The sequence below is a fragment of the Streptomyces sp. NPDC001568 genome (assembly GCF_042893755.1).
Lineage (GTDB): Bacteria > Actinomycetota > Actinomycetes > Streptomycetales > Streptomycetaceae > Streptomyces.
In genome coordinates, this window is sequence record NZ_JBIAVF010000013.1 from 123,280 (window position 1) to 140,787 (window position 17,508).

Annotated in this window: 16 protein-coding genes; 2 read left to right on the top strand and 14 right to left on the bottom strand. The window is 71.9% G+C overall.

Translation table 11 applies throughout. The annotated features are described in order from the left end of the window. Positions 1 to 39 precede the first annotated feature (39 nt). The 12 genes from ACFY0I_RS24320 to ACFY0I_RS24375 all read right to left on the bottom strand — a co-directional run bounded on the left by ACFY0I_RS24320 (position 40) and on the right by ACFY0I_RS24375 (position 14,174). Positions 40 to 375 (bottom strand): RNA polymerase-binding protein RbpA, encoded by a 336-nt coding sequence (locus ACFY0I_RS24320; RefSeq protein WP_386521618.1) that lies wholly within the window; start codon positions 373 to 375, stop codon positions 40 to 42. 166 nt (positions 376 to 541) lie between these two features. Then, positions 542 to 772, bottom strand: a complete 231-nt coding sequence (gene secG / locus ACFY0I_RS24325; protein ID WP_362878819.1) for a preprotein translocase subunit SecG — start codon at positions 770 to 772, stop codon at positions 542 to 544. Between the two features lie 133 nt (positions 773 to 905). Next, positions 906 to 1,694 carry a triose-phosphate isomerase gene (tpiA, locus tag ACFY0I_RS24330; RefSeq protein ID WP_388899488.1) on the bottom strand — a complete coding sequence of 263 codons (789 nt, stop codon included), beginning with the start codon at positions 1,692 to 1,694 and terminating at the stop codon, positions 906 to 908. Positions 1,695 to 1,700: 6 nt separating this feature from the next. Continuing rightward, entirely contained in the window at positions 1,701 to 2,921 is a 1,221-nt protein-coding gene (locus ACFY0I_RS24335) for a phosphoglycerate kinase (RefSeq protein ID WP_388899491.1), read from the bottom strand. A gap of 132 nt (positions 2,922 to 3,053) precedes the next feature. After that, entirely contained in the window at positions 3,054 to 4,061 is a 1,008-nt protein-coding gene (gene gap / locus ACFY0I_RS24340) for a type I glyceraldehyde-3-phosphate dehydrogenase (RefSeq protein WP_281209416.1), read from the bottom strand. 208 nt (positions 4,062 to 4,269) lie between these two features. Further along, positions 4,270 to 7,230, bottom strand: coding sequence for a M14 family zinc carboxypeptidase (locus tag ACFY0I_RS24345; protein WP_388899494.1), 2,961 nt, complete (start codon positions 7,228 to 7,230; stop codon positions 4,270 to 4,272). A gap of 143 nt (positions 7,231 to 7,373) precedes the next feature. Continuing rightward, positions 7,374 to 8,369: a DNA-binding protein WhiA gene (whiA, locus tag ACFY0I_RS24350; protein ID WP_388899497.1), complete on the bottom strand. Its 996-nt coding sequence runs from the start codon at positions 8,367 to 8,369 to the stop codon at positions 7,374 to 7,376. Further along, positions 8,360 to 9,424, bottom strand: a complete 1,065-nt coding sequence (gene yvcK, locus ACFY0I_RS24355) for a uridine diphosphate-N-acetylglucosamine-binding protein YvcK (protein ID WP_388899500.1) — start codon at positions 9,422 to 9,424, stop codon at positions 8,360 to 8,362. Before yvcK ends, whiA begins: the two co-directional genes overlap by 10 nt. Beyond that, complete coding sequence (gene rapZ, locus ACFY0I_RS24360; RefSeq protein ID WP_388899503.1) at positions 9,421 to 10,380, bottom strand: RNase adapter RapZ; 960 nt, start codon at positions 10,378 to 10,380, stop codon at positions 9,421 to 9,423. The genes yvcK and rapZ overlap by 4 nt, the downstream gene beginning before the upstream one ends. Further along, positions 10,377 to 12,446 (bottom strand): excinuclease ABC subunit UvrC, encoded by a 2,070-nt coding sequence (gene uvrC, locus ACFY0I_RS24365; protein WP_388899506.1) that lies wholly within the window; start codon positions 12,444 to 12,446, stop codon positions 10,377 to 10,379. The genes rapZ and uvrC overlap by 4 nt, the downstream gene beginning before the upstream one ends. 205 nt (positions 12,447 to 12,651) lie before the next feature. Further along, on the bottom strand, positions 12,652 to 13,569 hold the full coding sequence (locus tag ACFY0I_RS24370) for a hypothetical protein (RefSeq protein ID WP_388899509.1): 918 nt from the start codon (positions 13,567 to 13,569) through the stop codon (positions 12,652 to 12,654). Next, on the bottom strand, positions 13,566 to 14,174 hold the full coding sequence (locus tag ACFY0I_RS24375) for a papain-like cysteine protease family protein (protein WP_388899511.1): 609 nt from the start codon (positions 14,172 to 14,174) through the stop codon (positions 13,566 to 13,568). The genes ACFY0I_RS24370 and ACFY0I_RS24375 overlap by 4 nt, the downstream gene beginning before the upstream one ends. A gap of 237 nt (positions 14,175 to 14,411) precedes the next feature. Here ACFY0I_RS24375 and ACFY0I_RS24380 point away from each other — a divergent pair, with 237 nt between their 5' ends. Next, positions 14,412 to 15,434 carry a hypothetical protein gene (locus tag ACFY0I_RS24380; RefSeq protein ID WP_388899514.1) on the top strand — a complete coding sequence of 341 codons (1,023 nt, stop codon included), beginning with the start codon at positions 14,412 to 14,414 and terminating at the stop codon, positions 15,432 to 15,434. A 10-nt stretch (positions 15,435 to 15,444) separates the two neighbouring features. Here ACFY0I_RS24380 and ACFY0I_RS24385 read toward each other — a convergent pair whose 3' ends face one another. Then, positions 15,445 to 15,876 carry a Rieske (2Fe-2S) protein gene (locus ACFY0I_RS24385; RefSeq protein WP_388899517.1) on the bottom strand — a complete coding sequence of 144 codons (432 nt, stop codon included), beginning with the start codon at positions 15,874 to 15,876 and terminating at the stop codon, positions 15,445 to 15,447. Between the two features lie 131 nt (positions 15,877 to 16,007). Between ACFY0I_RS24385 and ACFY0I_RS24390 the strand changes: the two genes are divergently transcribed. Then, positions 16,008 to 16,892 (top strand): carbohydrate kinase, encoded by an 885-nt coding sequence (locus ACFY0I_RS24390; RefSeq protein ID WP_388899520.1) that lies wholly within the window; start codon positions 16,008 to 16,010, stop codon positions 16,890 to 16,892. On the opposite strand, the gene ACFY0I_RS24395 is transcribed toward ACFY0I_RS24390, so the two are convergent. Next, positions 16,882 to 17,487 carry a TetR/AcrR family transcriptional regulator gene (locus tag ACFY0I_RS24395; RefSeq protein WP_388899523.1) on the bottom strand — a complete coding sequence of 202 codons (606 nt, stop codon included), beginning with the start codon at positions 17,485 to 17,487 and terminating at the stop codon, positions 16,882 to 16,884. The genes ACFY0I_RS24390 and ACFY0I_RS24395 overlap by 11 nt on opposite strands. Positions 17,488 to 17,508 lie beyond the last annotated feature (21 nt).

A 17,508-nucleotide genomic window follows, 5' to 3' on the forward strand; every position in this document is an offset into this window, starting at 1 on the left:
CCGGTCACTCTTGAGTGCTGCTCAGGTTCGCGCCGAGTCTCAGATCTCGCCGCGGAGCTTCGCGAGCGCCTCGGCGAGGATGGCTTCGCCGTCGGCGTCCGTGCGCCGTTCCCGTACGTACGCGAGGTGCGTCTTGTAGGGCTCGGTGCGCGGCGGGGCGGGCGGGTCGTCCCGGTCCTGTCCGGCCGGGAATCCGCAGCGCGGGCAGTCCCAGGTGTCGGGCACCTGCGCGTCGCTGGCGAAGCTGGGCTGCGTCTCGTGCCCGTTCGAGCACCAGAAGGAGATGCGCAGACGGGGCGCGGATTCGCCGCGCTCGGCCTCGCCCATCGGCCCGGCTCCGACCCGACTTCCACGAATCGCGTTGCCACTTGCCACGGTCGTAACTCCCTGCGTGATGGTGCCGCCAAGCGTGAGGAATACCCGCTGAGGGCGCCCCGGATCTACGTGAAGCCGAGCAGAATCACTTGTTCCGCAACCGGAACGCCGGACCTCAGGATAGGCCCGTCACGGTGGCCGGTACCGCCGCAATGACCAAAACCGGTCAGCTGCTCGTCTTCATGAAGAGGCCGAGCGTGACGATGCACGCGAACCACAGGAGGCCGACCACGACGGTGATGCGGTCCAGGTTGCGCTCCGCCACGGAGGAACCACCGACCGACGACTGCATGCCGCCGCCGAACATGTCGGAGAGGCCGCCGCCCTTGCCCTTGTGCATCAGCACGAGCAGCATCAGCAGGGCGCTGAAGACGACCAGGGCGATCGAGAACCCCATAATCACGGCTGATTCCTACTTTCTGGGCATTCTTGGCTTGATTCACCGGACCTGCGACGGGCGCGGGGGCCAGCGGCTGCCGGTGCAGCCCCTGGCCCCCGCAAGGGTACGACGGATCCGCCCTACCGCATACTCACTGGTCGCGGAAGCGAGCGATCTTGACGAACTCGTCCACGTCCAGTGCCGCGCCGCCGATCAGGGCGCCGTCGACGTCGGGCTGGGCCATGATCGCGGCGATGTTGCCGGACTTCACGGAGCCGCCGTACTGGATGCGGACCTTGTCGGCCAGCTCCTGCGAGTACAGCTCCGCGAGGCGGCCGCGGATCGCCCCGCACACCTCCTGCGCGTCCTCGGGGGTGGCGACCTCGCCGGTCCCGATGGCCCAGACGGGCTCGTACGCGATCACGATGGACTCGGCCAGATCGGCCGGGAGGTCCTTGAGGCCGCCGTCGACCTGCTTCAGCGTGTACGGGACCTGCTCGCCGGCCTTGCGGACGTCGAGGCCCTCGCCGACGCACAGGATCGGCGTGATCCCGTGCTTGTACGCGGCCTTGACCTTGGCGTTGCAGATCTCGTCGTTCTCGCCGTGGTACTGACGGCGCTCGCTGTGGCCGACGGCCACGAAGGAGCACTTCAGCTTCGCCAGCATCGGGCCGGAGATCTCGCCGGTGTAGGCGCCGGAGTCGTACTGCGAGATGTCCTGGGCGCCGTACTTGATCTTCAGCTTGTCGCCGTCGACCAGGGTCTGGACCGAGCGCAGGTCGACGAAGGGCGGCAGGACCGCGATCTCGACGGCGTCGTAGTCCTTGTCGGCCAGTGCGAAGGCGAGCTTCTGGACGTGGGCGATGGCCTCGAGGTGGTTGAGGTTCATCTTCCAGTTGCCCGCCATCAGCGGGGTGCGGCCGTTTTCAACTGCGGTCATGTGGGTTCAGCCCTCCAGGGCAGCGAGGCCGGGGAGCGTCTTGCCTTCGAGGTATTCGAGGCTTGCGCCGCCACCGGTGGAAATGTGACCGAAGGCGTTCTCGTCGAAGCCCAGGATGCGGACCGCCGCGGCGCTGTCGCCACCGCCGACGACGGTGAAGGCGTCGCTGTCGACGAGTGCCCGCGCGATGGCGGTGGTGCCGCCCGCGTAGTCGGGGTGCTCGAAGACGCCGACCGGGCCGTTCCAGAAGACGGTCTTGGCATCGGCGATCTTCGAGGCGTAGAGCTCGCGCGTCTTCGGGCCGATGTCCAGGCCCTCCTGGTCGGCGGGGATCGCGTCGGCGGCGACCGTGGTGTAGTCCGCCGGGGCCTTGGTCTTCAGGTCCGGGAAGTCGGCCGAGACCAGGACGTCGACCGGGAGGACCAGCTCGACGCCGGTCTGCTCGGCACGCTTCATGTACTCCGTGACGACCGGGATCTGGTCCTCCTGGAGCAGGGAGATGCCGACCTCGTGGCCCTGGGCCTTGAGGAAGGTGTAGGCCATGCCGCCGCCGATGAGGATGCGGTCGGCCTTGCCGAGCAGCTCGTCGATGACGGCGAGCTTGTCGGAGACCTTGGCGCCGCCGAGGACCACCACGTACGGGCGCTCGACCTCGGCGGTCAGCTTCTTCAGGACGCCGACCTCGGTGGCGATGAGGTAACCGGCCGCGTGCGGCAGGCGCGCGGGCAGGTCGAAGACCGAGGCGTGCTTGCGGTGGACGGCGCCGAAGCCGTCGCCGACGTAGACGTCGGCCAGTTCGGCGAGCTGGTCCGCGAAGGCGCCGCGTTCGGCGTCGTCCTTCGAGGTCTCACCGGCGTTGAAGCGCAGGTTCTCCAGAACGGCGACCTGGCCGTCGGTGAGGGCGGCGACGGTCTCCTTGGCGGACGCCCCGACGGTGTCGGTGGCGAACGCGACCTCGGCGCCGAGCAGCTCGCCGAGGCGGGCGGCGGCGGGGGCGAGGGAGAACTCCGCTTCCACGCCGGTGCCCTTCGGGCGGCCCAGGTGCGAGGCGACGACCACGCGGGCGCCGGCCTCGGCGAGCTTCGCGACGGTCGGCCGGACGGCGCGGATGCGGCCGTCGTCGGTGATCGTGGTGGTGCCCTTGGCGAACGGGACGTTGAGGTCCGCGCGGACGAAGACCCGCTTGCCCTTGACGCCCTCGGCGAGCAGTTCGTCGATCGTCTTCATGTGTTTCTACTCCTTTGATGCCTTCACCCGAAGGGCGAGGAAGGGAGAACGAGGCAAGCAACAGGGCCCGTGCGGCGCTCCATCGCGCCACCCGGACCCTGTACTCACATCGTGGTGCCTTGCCCTGCGTACTTAGAGCTGACCGCCGACGAAGACGGTGAGGTCGACGAGACGGTTGGAGTAGCCCCACTCGTTGTCGTACCAGCCGACGACCTTAACCTGCGTTCCGTCCTGCACCATCGTCAGGGAGGAGTCGAAGGTGCAGGAGGCCGGCCAGTTGACGATGTCCGAGGACACGATGGCGTCCTCGGTGTAGTCGAGGATCCCCTTCAGCTGGCCCTCGGAGGCCTTCTGGAAGGCGGCGTTGATCTCTTCCACGGTGGTCTCGCGGGAGAGCTCCAGTACGAGGTCGGTGACCGAGCCCGTGGGGACCGGGACGCGCATGGCGATGCCGTCCAGCTTGCCCTTGAGCTGCGGGAGGACCAGCGCGGTGGCCTTGGCGGCCCCGGTGGACGTCGGGATGATGTTCTCGGCGGCGGCGCGGGCGCGGCGCAGGTCCGAGTGCGGGAAGTCCAGGATGCGCTGGTCGTTCGTGTACGCGTGGACCGTCGTCATCATGCCCTTGACGATGCCGAAGTTCTCGTCGAGGACCTTGGCCATCGGCGCCACGCAGTTGGTGGTGCAGGAGGCGTTGGAGATGACGTGGTGGGAAGCCGCGTCGTACTTGTCGTGGTTGACGCCCATCACGATCGTGATGTCCTCGTCCTTGGCCGGAGCCGAGATGAGGACCTTCTTCGCGCCGGCCGCGATGTGCTTGGCGGCGTCGGCCTTCTTCGTGAAGATGCCGGTCGACTCGATGACGATGTCGGCGCCCAGCTCACCCCAGGGGAGGTTCGCGGGGTCACGCTCGGCGAACGTCTTGAAGGTCTTGCCGTCGACCGTGATGGTGTCGTCGGTGTGGGAGACCTCGGCCTTGAGGCGGCCCAGGATGGTGTCGTACTTGAGCAGGTGCACCAGGGTCGCGTTGTCAGTCAGGTCGTTGACACCGACGATCTCGATGTCCGCTCCCTGCTCCAGGAGCGCCCGGAAGTAGTTGCGGCCAATTCGGCCAAAACCGTTGATGCCTACGCGGATCGTCACGAACCGATCTCCTCGTTGGGTGCGCCGGCCTGTCCGCCGGCGAGCTGTATGGGATGTCCCCGACCGCTTACGACCCTACCTCTCCGTGAGCTTCGGAGTGACATCGATCGAGGCCTGACACGCCCCGGGGGCCGTACCACCGGTACCGGTACGGGTCCCCCGGGACTTTGTGCCCGTCACTCAGGGTGAGTGACGGAAGGGGCGCTGATCAGCGGTTCAGCGCTCGGAGCGCCTTACCGACGAGTAGGGCGCGGTCCGCCGTGGCCGGCACGTGTTCCAGGCCGAAGCCGAGGAGCACCGTGTCACGCGTAGTGACCGACGCGTAGGACTTGAACAGTTCACCGGTCCTGGACCAATCGCCCGGAACATCGGGACTTCCGGCAGGGGCGCCCTGCGCGGCCCAGGTGCCGAGGGAGGTCTCGAACCCCTCCGCGTCCCGGTCCGCCCCGCCGACGTTGAGTCGGGCCTCGTCCGCGAACACGCCGCGACCGCCGGAGCCCGGGTCGGTGATGGAGGAGAGGGAGACCTCGACGGACCTGCCGGCCCAGGCGCTCAGGTCGAAGGTGACCTGCTTCCAGCCGCCGGAGGAGCCGGTGAAGCTGTTCCAGGTGCCGCTGGTGCCCTGCGGCGTGCAGCCGCCGCCGTCGAGGGTGAGGTAGCGGCGCAGGAACGGGTGTCCGTTCAGGAGGAACCCGGCCTCGCACTCCGCGGGGACGGTGGTCGAGCTCAGGCCGCCGGTGTCCGGGAGCGTGGTCCAGTCGTCGCCGCCGGCCGTACGGGCCTCCAGGGCGGCGTGGTCGTAGCCCTCCTCGGTGTTCCAGTTGAGGGCCAGCTTGAGTTGCGGCTTGTCGGCGGCGGTGACCCCGGTCAGGTCGATGGTGCGGGTGAGCCGCTTCCAGTCGTCGTCGGCGTGGGTGGCCGAGGCCATCCCGGCGCCCGCGTACGGGGCGTACGGGTTGGCCACCCCGGCGTACTGGCCCGCCTGGGCGCTCCTGAACTGCGGGAACTGCGCGGGCGGCAGGGTTTCGGAGGTCACGGTGTAGGCGCCGGGGGCGTTGAGCGGGTTGCCCGCCGCGTCGCCGAGGCCCGCCTTGGAGCCGTTCAGGGCGCCGGTGCCGGTGAAGCCGGTGGGGGCGCCGACGCTCGCGCGCCCGTAGGCGCCGAGCCAGTACTGGCTGAAGTCGTTGGTCACGGCCCGGCCGACCTGGGCGTTGCCGCCCGCCAGTTCACCGGCCTCGATGAGCTTGCCGCCCTCGTTGAGGAAGTCGCGGACCGCCAGTTGGGTGTCGCCGCCGGGGGTCTTGGCGCCGGTGTAGTGGACGACGGTCCCGAAGTGCGACAGCACCCCGAGGTGGTGCGGGACGCCCTGGGTGGCCACGTCCCAGACGGCGGCGGACTTCCCGTTGGCGCGCAGCGCGTCGACGTAGGCCGCGGCGTGCTGCGCCTTCGCGCCCTCCTCGGCGATGACGAGGACGTCCGCGCGGGGCCGCTCGGCGACGGTGTACGTGAAGTGCTCGCCGGAGACCTGCTTGCCGGAGCGGTCGCGGCCGGTGAACCAGACCTCGACCTTGTCACCGGGGCGGGCGCCGTCGACCTTCGCGCGGTACTCGTCGAACCAGTTGTTGTCCTCGCCGCCGTAGACGTCGCCGCCCTTCCAGGCCTTGAGGTCCTCGTCGTGCGTGCGACCGCCGTTGATCCGGTAGTTGAGTTCCTTGTCGCGCAGGGCCTTGCGGGCGGTGACGGAGACCGTCTGGTCCTCGCCGCGGGCGGCGTAGGAGGTGGTGAAGGGGTCCACGGTGAAGTCGGCGGCGCTCAGGCCGACGGCGGAGGCCGGCCGGTCGGGGTGCGCGGCGCTCTCGCCGACGGTCAGCGCGAAGGGGATGTTCTTGGCGAACTCGCCCTGGATCAGCTTCTCGTCGTCCGGGAAGTTGAAGCCGGAGGCGCAGTCCTCGGGCTTCCACGCGTCGTTCGGGTCGATCTCGGAGGCCGTCTGGCAGGTGGTCATCTCCGGCGTGAACATCATGATGCCGTTGACGTTCGCGGCGTGGCCGTCGGCCTCGCCGTTGGTGGTGTAGAGCTCGGAGGACAGCTGCGGGAGGTAGCCGGGGACGGCCGGGTTCTCCGGGGTGCCGGCGAGGGCCCGGTAGGCGACGTCGTCCGGAGTGGGGGTGGCCACCTGCCAGCCGACGCCGTAGAGGATCAGTTCGGAGGCCGAGTGGTAGTTGATGGCGTACTCGAAGCCGACGCGCTTCTGGAAGGCGTCGAGCGCGCGGGTCTCCGGTTCGGAGCCGCCCCCCGGGCCGCGGTAGGTCTCGCTCGACGCGTTCGGTGAGGAGCCCTCGTTGTCGTAGCCCCACTTGTAGGAGAAGTTGCGGTTGAGGTCGACGCCGTCGCCGCCGGTGATCTTCCCGTCGCCGTTGTTGTCGCGCATGTTCTTGCGCCACAGTCGGGCGCTGTCGGCGGTGAAGGTGTGGTCGTAGCCGTCGGGGTTGGCGGAGAGCAGGAACCACAGCTCCGTGGAGTCCACCAGCTTGGTGACCCGAGGGTCCTTGCCGTAGTTGTCGAGCGTGTGGTGCATCAGCCGCCGGGTCATCTCGGGGGTGATCCACTCACGGGCGTGCTGGTTGGACATGTAGAGCACGGACGGCTTGTCGCCGTCCCTGCCCTTCTTGGCGTTCTTGGTGACCTTGAGGGCGAGGATGTCCTTGCCCTGGACGGTCTTGCCGATGGAGACGACCTTGGTGAGGGCCTGGTGCTCCTGCGCCGTGCGCAGGATCTCCTCCTGGAGACCGCCCTTGCCGCTGTACGGGCGGAACACCCCGTCACCGGCGGCCTTGGCGCGGGCCAGGCCCTGGGCGGACGCCTTGCGTTCGGCGAGCTTGATCCCCTGGGCGGCGAGTTGCTTCGCCTGACCGCCGGTGAGGAAGAGTTCGACCTTGGCGGTGCCGGTCTCCGGGGCGCGTTCGGCGAGTTCGTGGGCGTCCTGCCCGGCCGCGAGCACGAGCGGGACCTGCTCGCGGGTGATGTCGGCGTCGTAGACCCGTACCTCGTCGGCACCGGATCCGGTGCCGGGTGCGGGCTGGGCCTGGGCCGCGGCGGGTAGTGCGGCCAGTGTGGATCCGATGACGAGTGCGGTTGCGGCGAGGATCGTTCTCGCGCGGTGCCTCATGTGCCCCCCTGGGCGTCGTCTGCCACGAAAGCGTGCGGACGCCAGGCTCACGACCGGCCCGTGCTCATGTCAATGGGGCGTACCGCGAAGGGGCCCGCACGGGTGAGCGTGCGGGCCCCTTGTGGCGTACGGACGGCGGCGGGTCAGACCGACATGTTGTCGGCCAGTTCCTCGCTGAGGTCGAGGTTGGATTCGGTACCCGGAATGCCGAGGTCCTGGGCCCGCTTGTCGGCCATCGCCAGCAGGCGGCGGATCCGGCCGGCGACCGCGTCCTTGGTCAGCGGCGGGTCGGCCAGGGCGCCCAACTCCTCCAGCGAGGCCTGCTTGTGCTCCATGCGCAGTCGGCCGGCCGCGGCGAGGTGCTCGGGGACCTCGTCGGCGAGGATCTCCAGGGCGCGCTGCACCCGGGCTCCGGCGGCCACCGCGGCCCGGGCCGAGCGGCGCAGGTTGGCGTCGTCGAAGTTGGCGAGCCGGTTGGCGGTGGCGCGGACCTCGCGCCGCATCCGCCGCTCCTCCCAGGCCAGCACCGACTCGTGGGCGCCGAGGCGGGTGAGGAGGGCGCCGATGGCGTCGCCGTCACGGACCACGACCCGGTCCACGCCGCGCACCTCGCGGGCCTTGGCGGCGATGGACAGCCGGCGGGCGGCGCCGACCAGGGCGAGGGCGGCCTCCGGTCCGGGGCAGGTGACCTCCAGGGAGGAGGAGCGGCCCGGTTCGGTGAGGGAGCCGTGGGAGAGGAAGGCGCCGCGCCAGGCCGCCTCCGCGTCACAGGTGGCCCCGGAGACCACCTGCGGGGGGAGGCCCCGGATGGGACGCCCGCGGCCGTCGACGAGGCCCGTCTGGCGTGCCAGCTGGTCGCCGCCCGCCACGACCCGTACGACGAAGCGGCTGCCCCGGCGCAGACCGCCCGGGGCCATCACGACCAGGTCCGAGGAGTGTCCGAAGATCTCCAGGATGTCCTTGCGCAGCCGGCGCGCGGCGATCCCCGTGTCGAGTTCCGCCTCGATGACGATGCGGCCGCTCACCAGGTGCAGGCCGCCCGCGAACCGAAGGATCGCCGAGACCTCCGCCTTCCTGCAGCAGGTCCGGGTGACGGGCAGGCGAGAGATCTCATCCTTCACCGCGGGCGTCATCGCCATGGGCCGATCCTTCCATGCATCCGAAAAATACGGTCGTACGCGGCGGCCAGCAGCTCCGGGTCGTGTTTCGGAGAGCCGTCCTGTCGGGCCACCGGCGCCAGCTCGACCGCGGCACCGAACCGTTTTGCGGCATCGGCGAGGGACTCGCGATCGGGCACGGCGGCCTCGTCGGCCAGCACCACGTCCAGGGCGAGTTTAGGGGCGTGTCGGGCCAAAACCTCCAAATGACGCTGCGGAGAGAAGCCTTCTGTTTCGCCGGGCTGCGGAGCGAGGTTCAGCGACAGCACCCGCCGCGCCTTCGTCTGCACCAGCGCGTCGAGCAGTTCGGGTACCAGCAGGTGCGGGATGACGGACGAGAACCAGGACCCGGGACCGAGCACCACCCAGTCGGCGTCGAGCACCGCGGCGACGGCCTCCGGCACGGCCGGCGGGTCACGCGGCACGACCTGTACGGAGAGCACCTCACCCGGGGTGAGGGCCACCGTGGCCTGCCCCCGGACGGTGTCGACGTCCTGCGGGCGGGCCGGATCGTGCCCCTTGACGAGCGCCTGGAGTTCCAGCGGCACCGCCGACATCGGCAGGACGCGGCCCTGGGCGCCCAGCAGCTTCCCGACCAGGTCGAGGGCCTGGACGGGGTCCCCGAGCTGTTCCCACAGGGCGACGATCAGCAGGTTGCCGACCGCGTGTTCGTGCAGGTCGCCGCGCGACTGGAAGCGGTGCTGGATGACGCGGGACCAGGTCTGGCCCCATTCGTCGTCCCCGCACAGCGCGGCCAGGGCCTTGCGCAGGTCGCCGGGCGGCAGGACGCCGAGCTCCTCCCGGAGTCGGCCGCTGGAGCCGCCGTCGTCGGCGACGGTGACCACCGCGGTGAGCTCACCGGTGATCCGGCGCAGCGCGGCGAGGGAGGCCGACAACCCCATGCCGCCGCCCAGGGCGACGACCTTGGGGGCGACCACCTTGGGAGCCGCGCCGCGGCGGCCGGCGCGGCCCGTGCCCTCTTCGCCCGCGGGGGCGGAGCGGCGCAGGCGGCGCAGCCGCAGGGTCCGTCCGGTCACTCGCGCCCCATGTCCCGGTGGACGACGACGGTCTCGACTCCCTCGGAGGCGAGGCGGGCGGCGATCTTCTCGGACATGGCCACGCTGCGGTGCTTGCCGCCGGTGCAGCCCACGGCGATCGTCACGTACCGCTTGCCCTCGCGGCGGTAGCCGGTGGCGATGAGCTGGAGCAGCTCGGTGTAGCGGTCGAGGAACTCCTTGGCGCCGGGCTGGCTGAAGACGTACCCCGACACCTCCTCGTTGAGCCCGGTGAAGGGGCGCAGCTCCGGGACCCAGTGCGGGTTGGGGATGAAGCGGCAGTCGACGACGAGGTCGGCGTCGACGGGGAGGCCGTACTTGTAGCCGAAGGACATGACGGTGGCCCGCAGCTCGGGCTCCTCGTCGCCCGCGAACTGGGCGTCCATCTTCGCGCGCAGCTCGTGCACGTTCAGGCTGGAGGTGTCGATGACCAGGTCGGCGTCGCCGCGCAGCTCGCGCAGCAGGTCGCGCTCGGCGGCGATGCCGTCGGTGATGCGGCCGTCTCCCTGGAGGGGGTGCGGGCGGCGGACCGATTCGAAGCGGCGGACCAGGGCGTCGTCGGAGGACTCCAGGAAGACGATGCGCCGGTTGACGCCCTTGCTGTCGAGGTCCGAGAGGGACTCGCGCAGCGCGTCGAAGAACTGCCGGCCGCGGACGTCGACGACGACGGCGATCCGCGCGACGTTGCCCTGGGAGCGGGCGCCGAGCTCCACCATGGTGGGGATCAGCGCGGGCGGCAGGTTGTCGACGACGAACCAGCCGAGGTCCTCCAGGCACTTGGCCGCCGTGCTGCGGCCGGCTCCGGACATGCCGGAGATGATCACCAGTTCGGGGATGGCCGCCTCGGCGTTGTCGCCGGGCTCCACGGTCGTGCCCGTACTCACCTGTGCTCCGTCTCGGTCGTGCTCGGTCCTGCGTTCGGACTCGTGCTCGGTCATTGCTCGGTCCCCCGTTCGGACGATGCTCCCGCCGGTGCGGGGGCCTCGTCCTCCATGATCTCTCCTGTCGCCGTATTGACGGCAGGACCGGCGGGTACCGCCCGCACGAGGGCCGCGGCCACGGTCTCGGCCGTCTTGCGACCTATGCCCGGGACCTCGCAGATCTGGTCGATTGTCGCCTGTCTCAGCTTCTTCACCGAACCGAAGTGCTTGATCAGGGCGTGCTTGCGGCTCTCCCCGAGGCCCGGCACCTCGTCGAGCGGGCCGGACTTCAGCCGCTTGGCCCGCTTGCTGCGCTGGTACTGGATGGCGAACCGGTGGGCTTCGTCACGGACCCGCTGGAGCAGGTAGAGGCCCTCGCTGGTGCGGGGCAGGACGACCGGGTCGTCCTCGCCGGGCAGCCACACCTCCTCCAGCCGCTTGGCCAGCCCGCACACGGCGACGTCGTCGACGCCGAGCTCCTCCAGGGCCCGCTTGGCGGCGGCGACCTGCGGCTTGCCGCCGTCGACCACGACGAGCTGCGGCGGGTAGGCGAAGCGGCGGGGCCTGCCGTCGTCCTCGGCGGGAACCTCGCCGTCCCGCGCGTCCTGGAGGTCGTGGGGATCCTGGGGGTTCCGGGAGTCCTGGGGGTCCTGCCCGTCCTCGGGGGACCACTCCCCCGTCCTCAGCTTCTCCTGGAGGTAGCGGCGAAAGCGCCGGGAGACCACCTCGTGCATGGAGCGGACGTCGTCCTGCCCCTCGAAGGTCTTCATCTGGAAGCGGCGGTACTCGCTCTTGCGTGCGAGCCCGTCCTCGAAGACGACCATGGAGGCCACGACGTCGTCACCCTGCAGGTGGGAGATGTCGAAGCACTCGATGCGCAGCGGGGCACCGTCCAGCTCCAGGGCCTCGGCGATCTCCTCCAGGGCCCGCGAGCGGGTGGTGAGGTCGCCGGCGCGCTTCGTCTTGTGCAGGGCGAGGGACTGCTGGGCGTTGCGGTGGACGGTCTCCATCAGCGCCTTCTTGTCCCCGCGCTGCGGGATGCGCAGGCTGACCTGGGAGCCGCGGCGTTCGGCCAGCCACTCGTTCAGCGCGGGAGTGTCCTCCGGCAGCGCCGGGACCAGCACCTCCTTGGGGACGGCCTCGCCCTTCTCCTCCCCGTACAGCTGCTGGAGGGCGTGCTCGACGAGGCCGGCGGTGTCCACGGCCTCCACCTTGTCGGTGACCCAGCCGCGCTGGCCGCGGACGCGCCCGCCCCGTACGTGGAAGATCTGGACGGCGGCTTCGAGTTCGTCCTCGGCGACGGCGATCAGGTCGGCGTCGGTGGCGTCGGCGAGGACCACGGCGTTCTTCTCCATGGCCCGGCGCAGCGCCCCGATGTCGTCGCGCAGTCGGGCGGCCTTCTCGTACTCCATCTCCTCGGCGGCCTCGTGCATCCGCGCTTCGAGGCGGGAGAGGTAGGTGCCGGTGCGGCCGGCCATGAAGTCGCAGAAGTCCTCGGCGAGTTCGCGGTGTTCCTCGGGGGTGACCCGGCCGACACAGGGCGCCGAGCACTTGCCGATGTAGCCGAGCAGGCAGGGGCGGCCGATCTGCGCGGACCGTTTGAACACCCCGGCGGAGCAGGTGCGGACGGGGAAGACGCGCAGCATCAGGTCGACGGTCTCGCGGATGGCCCAGGCGTGCCCGTACGGACCGAAGTAGCGCACGCCCTTCTTCTTGGGGCCGCGCATCACCTGGACGCGCGGGTACTGCTCGTTCATGGTGACGGCGAGGGAGGGGTAGCTCTTGTCGTCCCGGTACTTGACGTTGAACCGGGGGTCGAACTCCTTGATCCAGGAGTATTCGAGCTGGAGCGCCTCGACCTCGGTGGAGACCACGGTCCACTCGACGGAGGCGGCCGTCGTGACCATGGTGGCGGTGCGCGGATGCAGGCCCGCGACGTCCTGGAAGTAGCTGGCGAGGCGTTGGCGCAGGCTCTTGGCCTTCCCGACGTAGATCACCCGGCGGTGCTCGTCGCGGAACTTGTAGACCCCCGGGGAGTCGGGGACCTGCCCGGGTTTGGGGCGGTAGCTGGAAGGGTCGGCCATGCCGCCCACCCTACTGGCGCGCACCGACAACGGGCCGTACGCCGTCCGTACGGAGCCGGTTCCCGCGGGGGCGCCGGGGGGCGGCCGCGGGACCCGACCCCTGGCGGGGGTCGGGTCCCGCGGGTGGGGGGCACAGGACCTGCCGTGTGGGGGGCAGGTCCTGCGGGGCGGGTCCCGCGGGGTCGGGGTCAGGCCCGGGTCGGGGTCAGGCCCCGGTCGGGGTCCGGCGGCGGCTCAGGAACAGCGCGCCCAGGGCGGCGAGGGCCAAGCCGGCGCCCGCCCCCCAGGCGAGCGGGGTCACCGGCGTGCCGGGGGCGGGTTCGGCGGCGGTGACCGGGGCGGCGAGCGGCCCGGCGGCGGGTTGCGCCGCCAGGAGCTGCGCGGCGGGGTCCTCGAAGCCGCCGGCCTTCCCGGCGCGGGCGTAGTCGGAGCCGGGCAGCTTGTCCCCGTACGCCCGGGTGACCCGGGCCCGGTAGGCGTCCAGGCTGGTGCCGGCCTCGCCGACGGCCCGTACGGCGTCCTCGTCCAGCGGCAGCACCCGGCTGTCCCGGGCGACGAACCAGGCGTCGGTCTGGGGTTCGCGGAAGACGGTGCCGCCCGGGAGTTTCGCGGCGCCGAGTCCGGCGTAGCGGAACTCGTCGTCGCCGGTGGCGATGTTCACCACCTGCCAGCCGCTCTCCGTGCGCGCGGTCCACAGGGCGGCCTGTTGGCCGTCGGAGGACACCGCCTTGGTCGCGAGGAACTCCAGCCGGGCCACGCCCGCCCCGGCCCTGCCCGCGACGAAGTCCGGGGAGAGGTGGTGGACGGGGACGGTCTCTCCCTCGATCCGGGGCTGCGCCGCCGCGAGCGACACCTTGCCCTCGCGGGCGAAGAACCGGGAGAGGGTGGCCAGGGTCGCGGGGTCGGAGGCCGCCGCCCGGGCCTGCGCCCGGACCTCGGCGCCGGCTGTCGGGGGTTGGGGTACGGGGGCGGCTGCGGCCTGCCCGGCGACGGTGAGCACGGCGGTGGCGGCGAGCGCCGCCACGGCGGCGCGGCGCGCGCGCCGGGGTCCGGCCTGCGGGTGGGGCTGTCGCCGGACCTGCGCCGGGTGGCGGGGCTGGGGTGCGGGGGTCATGGCGGTCACGCCCCGATCCGGTAGAGGGAGTGGGTCCAGGAGAAGGTGTTGTTGTTGACGTACCAGGCGTGGGAGGCCCAGTTGTAGCGGTCGCTGGAGGGCCAGGGATCGCCCCAGTAGACCCAGCTGTTGGCGGTGTCGTAGCCGTAGAGCACGTGCATGTGACCGCCGCCGTTGGACCACTGGATGCGGGTCTCGATCGGGCGGTTGGCGTTGATCTCGCCCTGCACGGTGGCGTACTGGAGCCAGCCCGTCACGTAGCTGCCGGGGTTGACGCCGGCCCAGCGCAGGCCGGTCTGGACGTTGCCGAGGGTGGCCTGGTTGTTGGGGCACTCGGTGCCCTGTTGGCGGTTGAAGGCGGCGTTGCAGAACTGGTTCTGGCTGTAGTCGCGGCCGAACCAGCCGGCGATGGTGTTGCCGCCCGCGGCCCAGCACCAGTTGGTCTTGAGCTGCGCCTGCATGGTGATGTTCAGGCGCTTGGAGGCGAGGGCGGCGCTCGCGGCGTCCGCGGCGGGGCCGGCCGCGGCGGCGGAGCCGGAGCCGATCGGCAGCAGGACGAGGAGCAGGGCGGAGACCAGGGCGGCCAGGGACAGCCGTCTGTTGTTCTTGCGCATCGCGTTCCTCCCGAGGTGGGGACCCGAGGTGGGAAGTGGGGGGGGAGCGCGTCCGGACGCTGTGGAGGAGCATCAGGGTGTTGTCGCGATCAGGTCAACAGGCTTCAATACGCGGTGACGTCGCGGTGTGAACGGTGGGGCTGTGGTGTGAACGGTTGCCGGCGTTCCACCTGGTCTCCCCCGCGCCGCCCGCCGACCCCCACGTCGGCGGATGTGAACGTTCACAGAGGAGTCGCCATGCGCCCGACCGGCGACACGGCAGGCACGGCGGGCGCGCCCCGCCCACCGGGTACGGGCGGGCCGCCCGCCGCGGCCGGCCCGCCCGGGCCGACGGACACGGCGGAGATCGGCCCCCTGGGCCCGTTGCTGCGCGGCGGCCCCTTCCACCTCGCCCTGCGCGCCGCCCTGGCGGCCCGCGGGCTGCCCCTGCACCGGGTGCAGCACCGGCTCGCCGCCCGTGGCATCAAGGTGGGTGTCACCAGCCTGAGTTACTGGCAGCAGGGTGCTCGGAGACCGCGCCACCCCGAGTCACTGCGGGCCGTGTCCGCGCTGGAGCAGATCCTGGAGCTGCCGGACGGCGCCCTGTTACGGCTGCTGGCCGCCCCGGAGGCCGCCACGGGCCCCGGCCGACCGGCGGCCCGCCCGTACCGGGCCCTGGTGAGCGTCGGGGCGGCGGTGGAACAGCTGCTCGACGGCCTGGAACTGCCCGCCGACGGCGGTCTGCACTCGGTCGGCCACCACGAGCGGGTCCGCATCGGGGCGGACGGCGAGATGCGCCGCCGCGCCTCGCAGCAGATCGTCCGCGCGCACCGCGACGGCGTCGACCGCTATCTGGCCGTCCACCACGGCGATCCGGGCTGCGACGCCTCCCGGGTGGAGGTCCGGGCGCGGGAGAACTGCCGGACGGGCCGGGTCCGCTGCCATCCGGAGGCGGGGGTGGTGGTCGCGGAGCTGCTGTTCGACGCCCGGCTGCGGCGCGGGGACACGTACGTCTTCGGCTACGGCATCGAGGACGGCACGGGGGCGCGGAGCTCCGAGTACGTGCGCGGGTTCAGCTACGCGGGCGGCCAGTACATGCTCCAGGTCCGCTTCGACGAGGCGGCCCTGCCGGTGCGCTGCCGGCGCTTCGCCCGCACCGGCCCGCTGGCCCCCCGTACCGGCCTGTCCGACCTGACGCCCAGCGGCCGGCACCGGTCGGTGCACCTGGTGGAGCAGGGTGTGCGGCGCGGGATCCTCGGGATCGCCTGGGACTGGGACTAGGACCGGGGCGCTAGCCGGCGATGAGCTTGCCGTTCTCCGCCTTGACCGGGACGGCGGGCAGCGGTTCGGTGGCCGGTCCGCGCAGCACCTTGCCCGTGGCCAGGTCGAAGCGGCTGCCGTGGCAGGGGCAGTTGCCCTCCCCCTCGACGATCTTGTCGAGGACGCAGCCGGCGTGCGTGCACTGGGCGCTGAACGCCTTGTACTGGCCCTCCGCCGGGCAGCTGACGACGACCTTCCGCTCCCGGAACAGCTTCGCGCCACCGACGGGTACGGCGGACGCCGCACCCAGCTCGACCGGCTCCTGCGGGACCGCGGGGCTGCCGTGGCCGCTGTTGGTCTCGGTGGAGCACGCCGACAGGGCCGCTCCCGCGCCCACGGCCCCGGCGAGCGCGGCGGCGCCCTTGAGGACGGTACGGCGGGCGGCGGACTTCGACGCGGACATGCGGTTCTCCTGGCACGAGGGGCCGGACCTCGGGGCGGGCCCGGTGGGGGTGTGGTCCGCGGGGCTGACGACGAGGCGGGCCGGCGGGCCCACCCGACGATACCGGGGCCGGATGGGATACCTTCCCCCGCGTGATCGTCGTCGGTGGAGAAGCCCTGATCGACCTCGTGCCCGTCGCGCAGCCGCCGGGCGCCCTGCTGCCACGGCCCGGCGGCGGCCCGTACAACACCGCGCTGGCGCTGGGTCGGCTCGGGGCCGGGGCCGCCTTCTGCTCCCGGGTGTCGTCGGACGGATTCGGGGAGGGCCTGCTCGCCGGGCTGCGGGCCGCCGGCGTGGACCTCTCACTGGTGCAGCGCGGGCCGGAGCCCACCACCCTGGCCGTGCCCTCGCTGGCCCCGGACGGCTCGGCCGCATACCGCTTCTACGTCGAGGGCACCGCCGACCGGTTCTTCACCCTGCCGCCCGCGCTGCCGCCGGACGCACGGGCCCTCGCGCTCGGCACCTGTTCGCTCGTCCTGGAGCCCGGCGCGAGCGCGTACGACGCCCTCCTGCGGCGGGAGTCGGGGCGCGGTCTGCTGACCCTGATGGACCCCAACATCCGCCCGGCGCTGATCGCGGACCCGGCCGGGTACCGCGAGCGCTTCCTCGCCCGGCTGCCGTACATGTCCGTCCTGAAGCTGTCGGAGGAGGACGCGGCCTGGCTCGGCGGCCGGCCCGCCGACTGGCTGGCCGCGGGGCCGTCCGCCGTGGTGCTCACCCGGGGCGCGGCGGGGCTGACGGTGTGGACGGCCGGGGGCGCGCAACACAGCGCCTCGGCCCGCCCGGTCGACGTCGTGGACACCATCGGCGCGGGCGACACCGTCAACGCGGCGCTTCTGCACCGGCTCGTCGGGACGGACCCGGCGGGCGCCGACTGGCCGGACCTGCTGGCGTACGCCGCCCACGCGGCGGCGCTGACCTGCACCCGGTCCGGCGCCGAGCCCCCCTACGCGGCCGAGCTGGGGCTCAGCCGATAGCGGCCCACACCGTACGGGCGACGGCGGGGGCGAACTCGTCGACCGGCCGGACCACCCCCGCGCCGGAGAAGTGCAGGAAGAAGGCCCGCTGGAAGCAGGCCCCGAGGAGCAGCGCGGCAGCCGCGTCGGGGTCTGCGCCCGGGCGCAGGCGCCCCTCGGCGAGGTCCTTGCGCAGCCTGCCGGCCAAGGCCTCCAGGACCAGGTGCGGTCCCGCGCCGATCTCCTGGACGCCCTCTCGGTGGCGGGTGAGCAGGGCGGGCTCGGCGAAGAGGGAGGCGGCGATCGGCATGGCGTCGGCGTAGAAGAGCGCGGCGCGCCGGGCGATGTCCGTCAGGGCCTGTTCGACGCCCTCCGCCCCCGGTTCGGCGTGCAGCGCCGCCATCAGCGGGCCCGCGTTGGGGGTGCGCTCCATGAGCACGCGCACGAACAGTTCTTCCTTGTTGGCGTAGTGCTTGTAGAGCGCGGCCTCCGAGCAGCCCGCCTCCCGGGCGATGGCCTTGGTGGTGGTGTTCGCGAGGCCGATGCTGCGCATGAGGCGCTCGGCGGCGTCCAGCAGCCGCTCGGGGGTGGGCCGGCTTGACGTGGGGGTGGGCATTCGCTCACCCTAATGGACAAC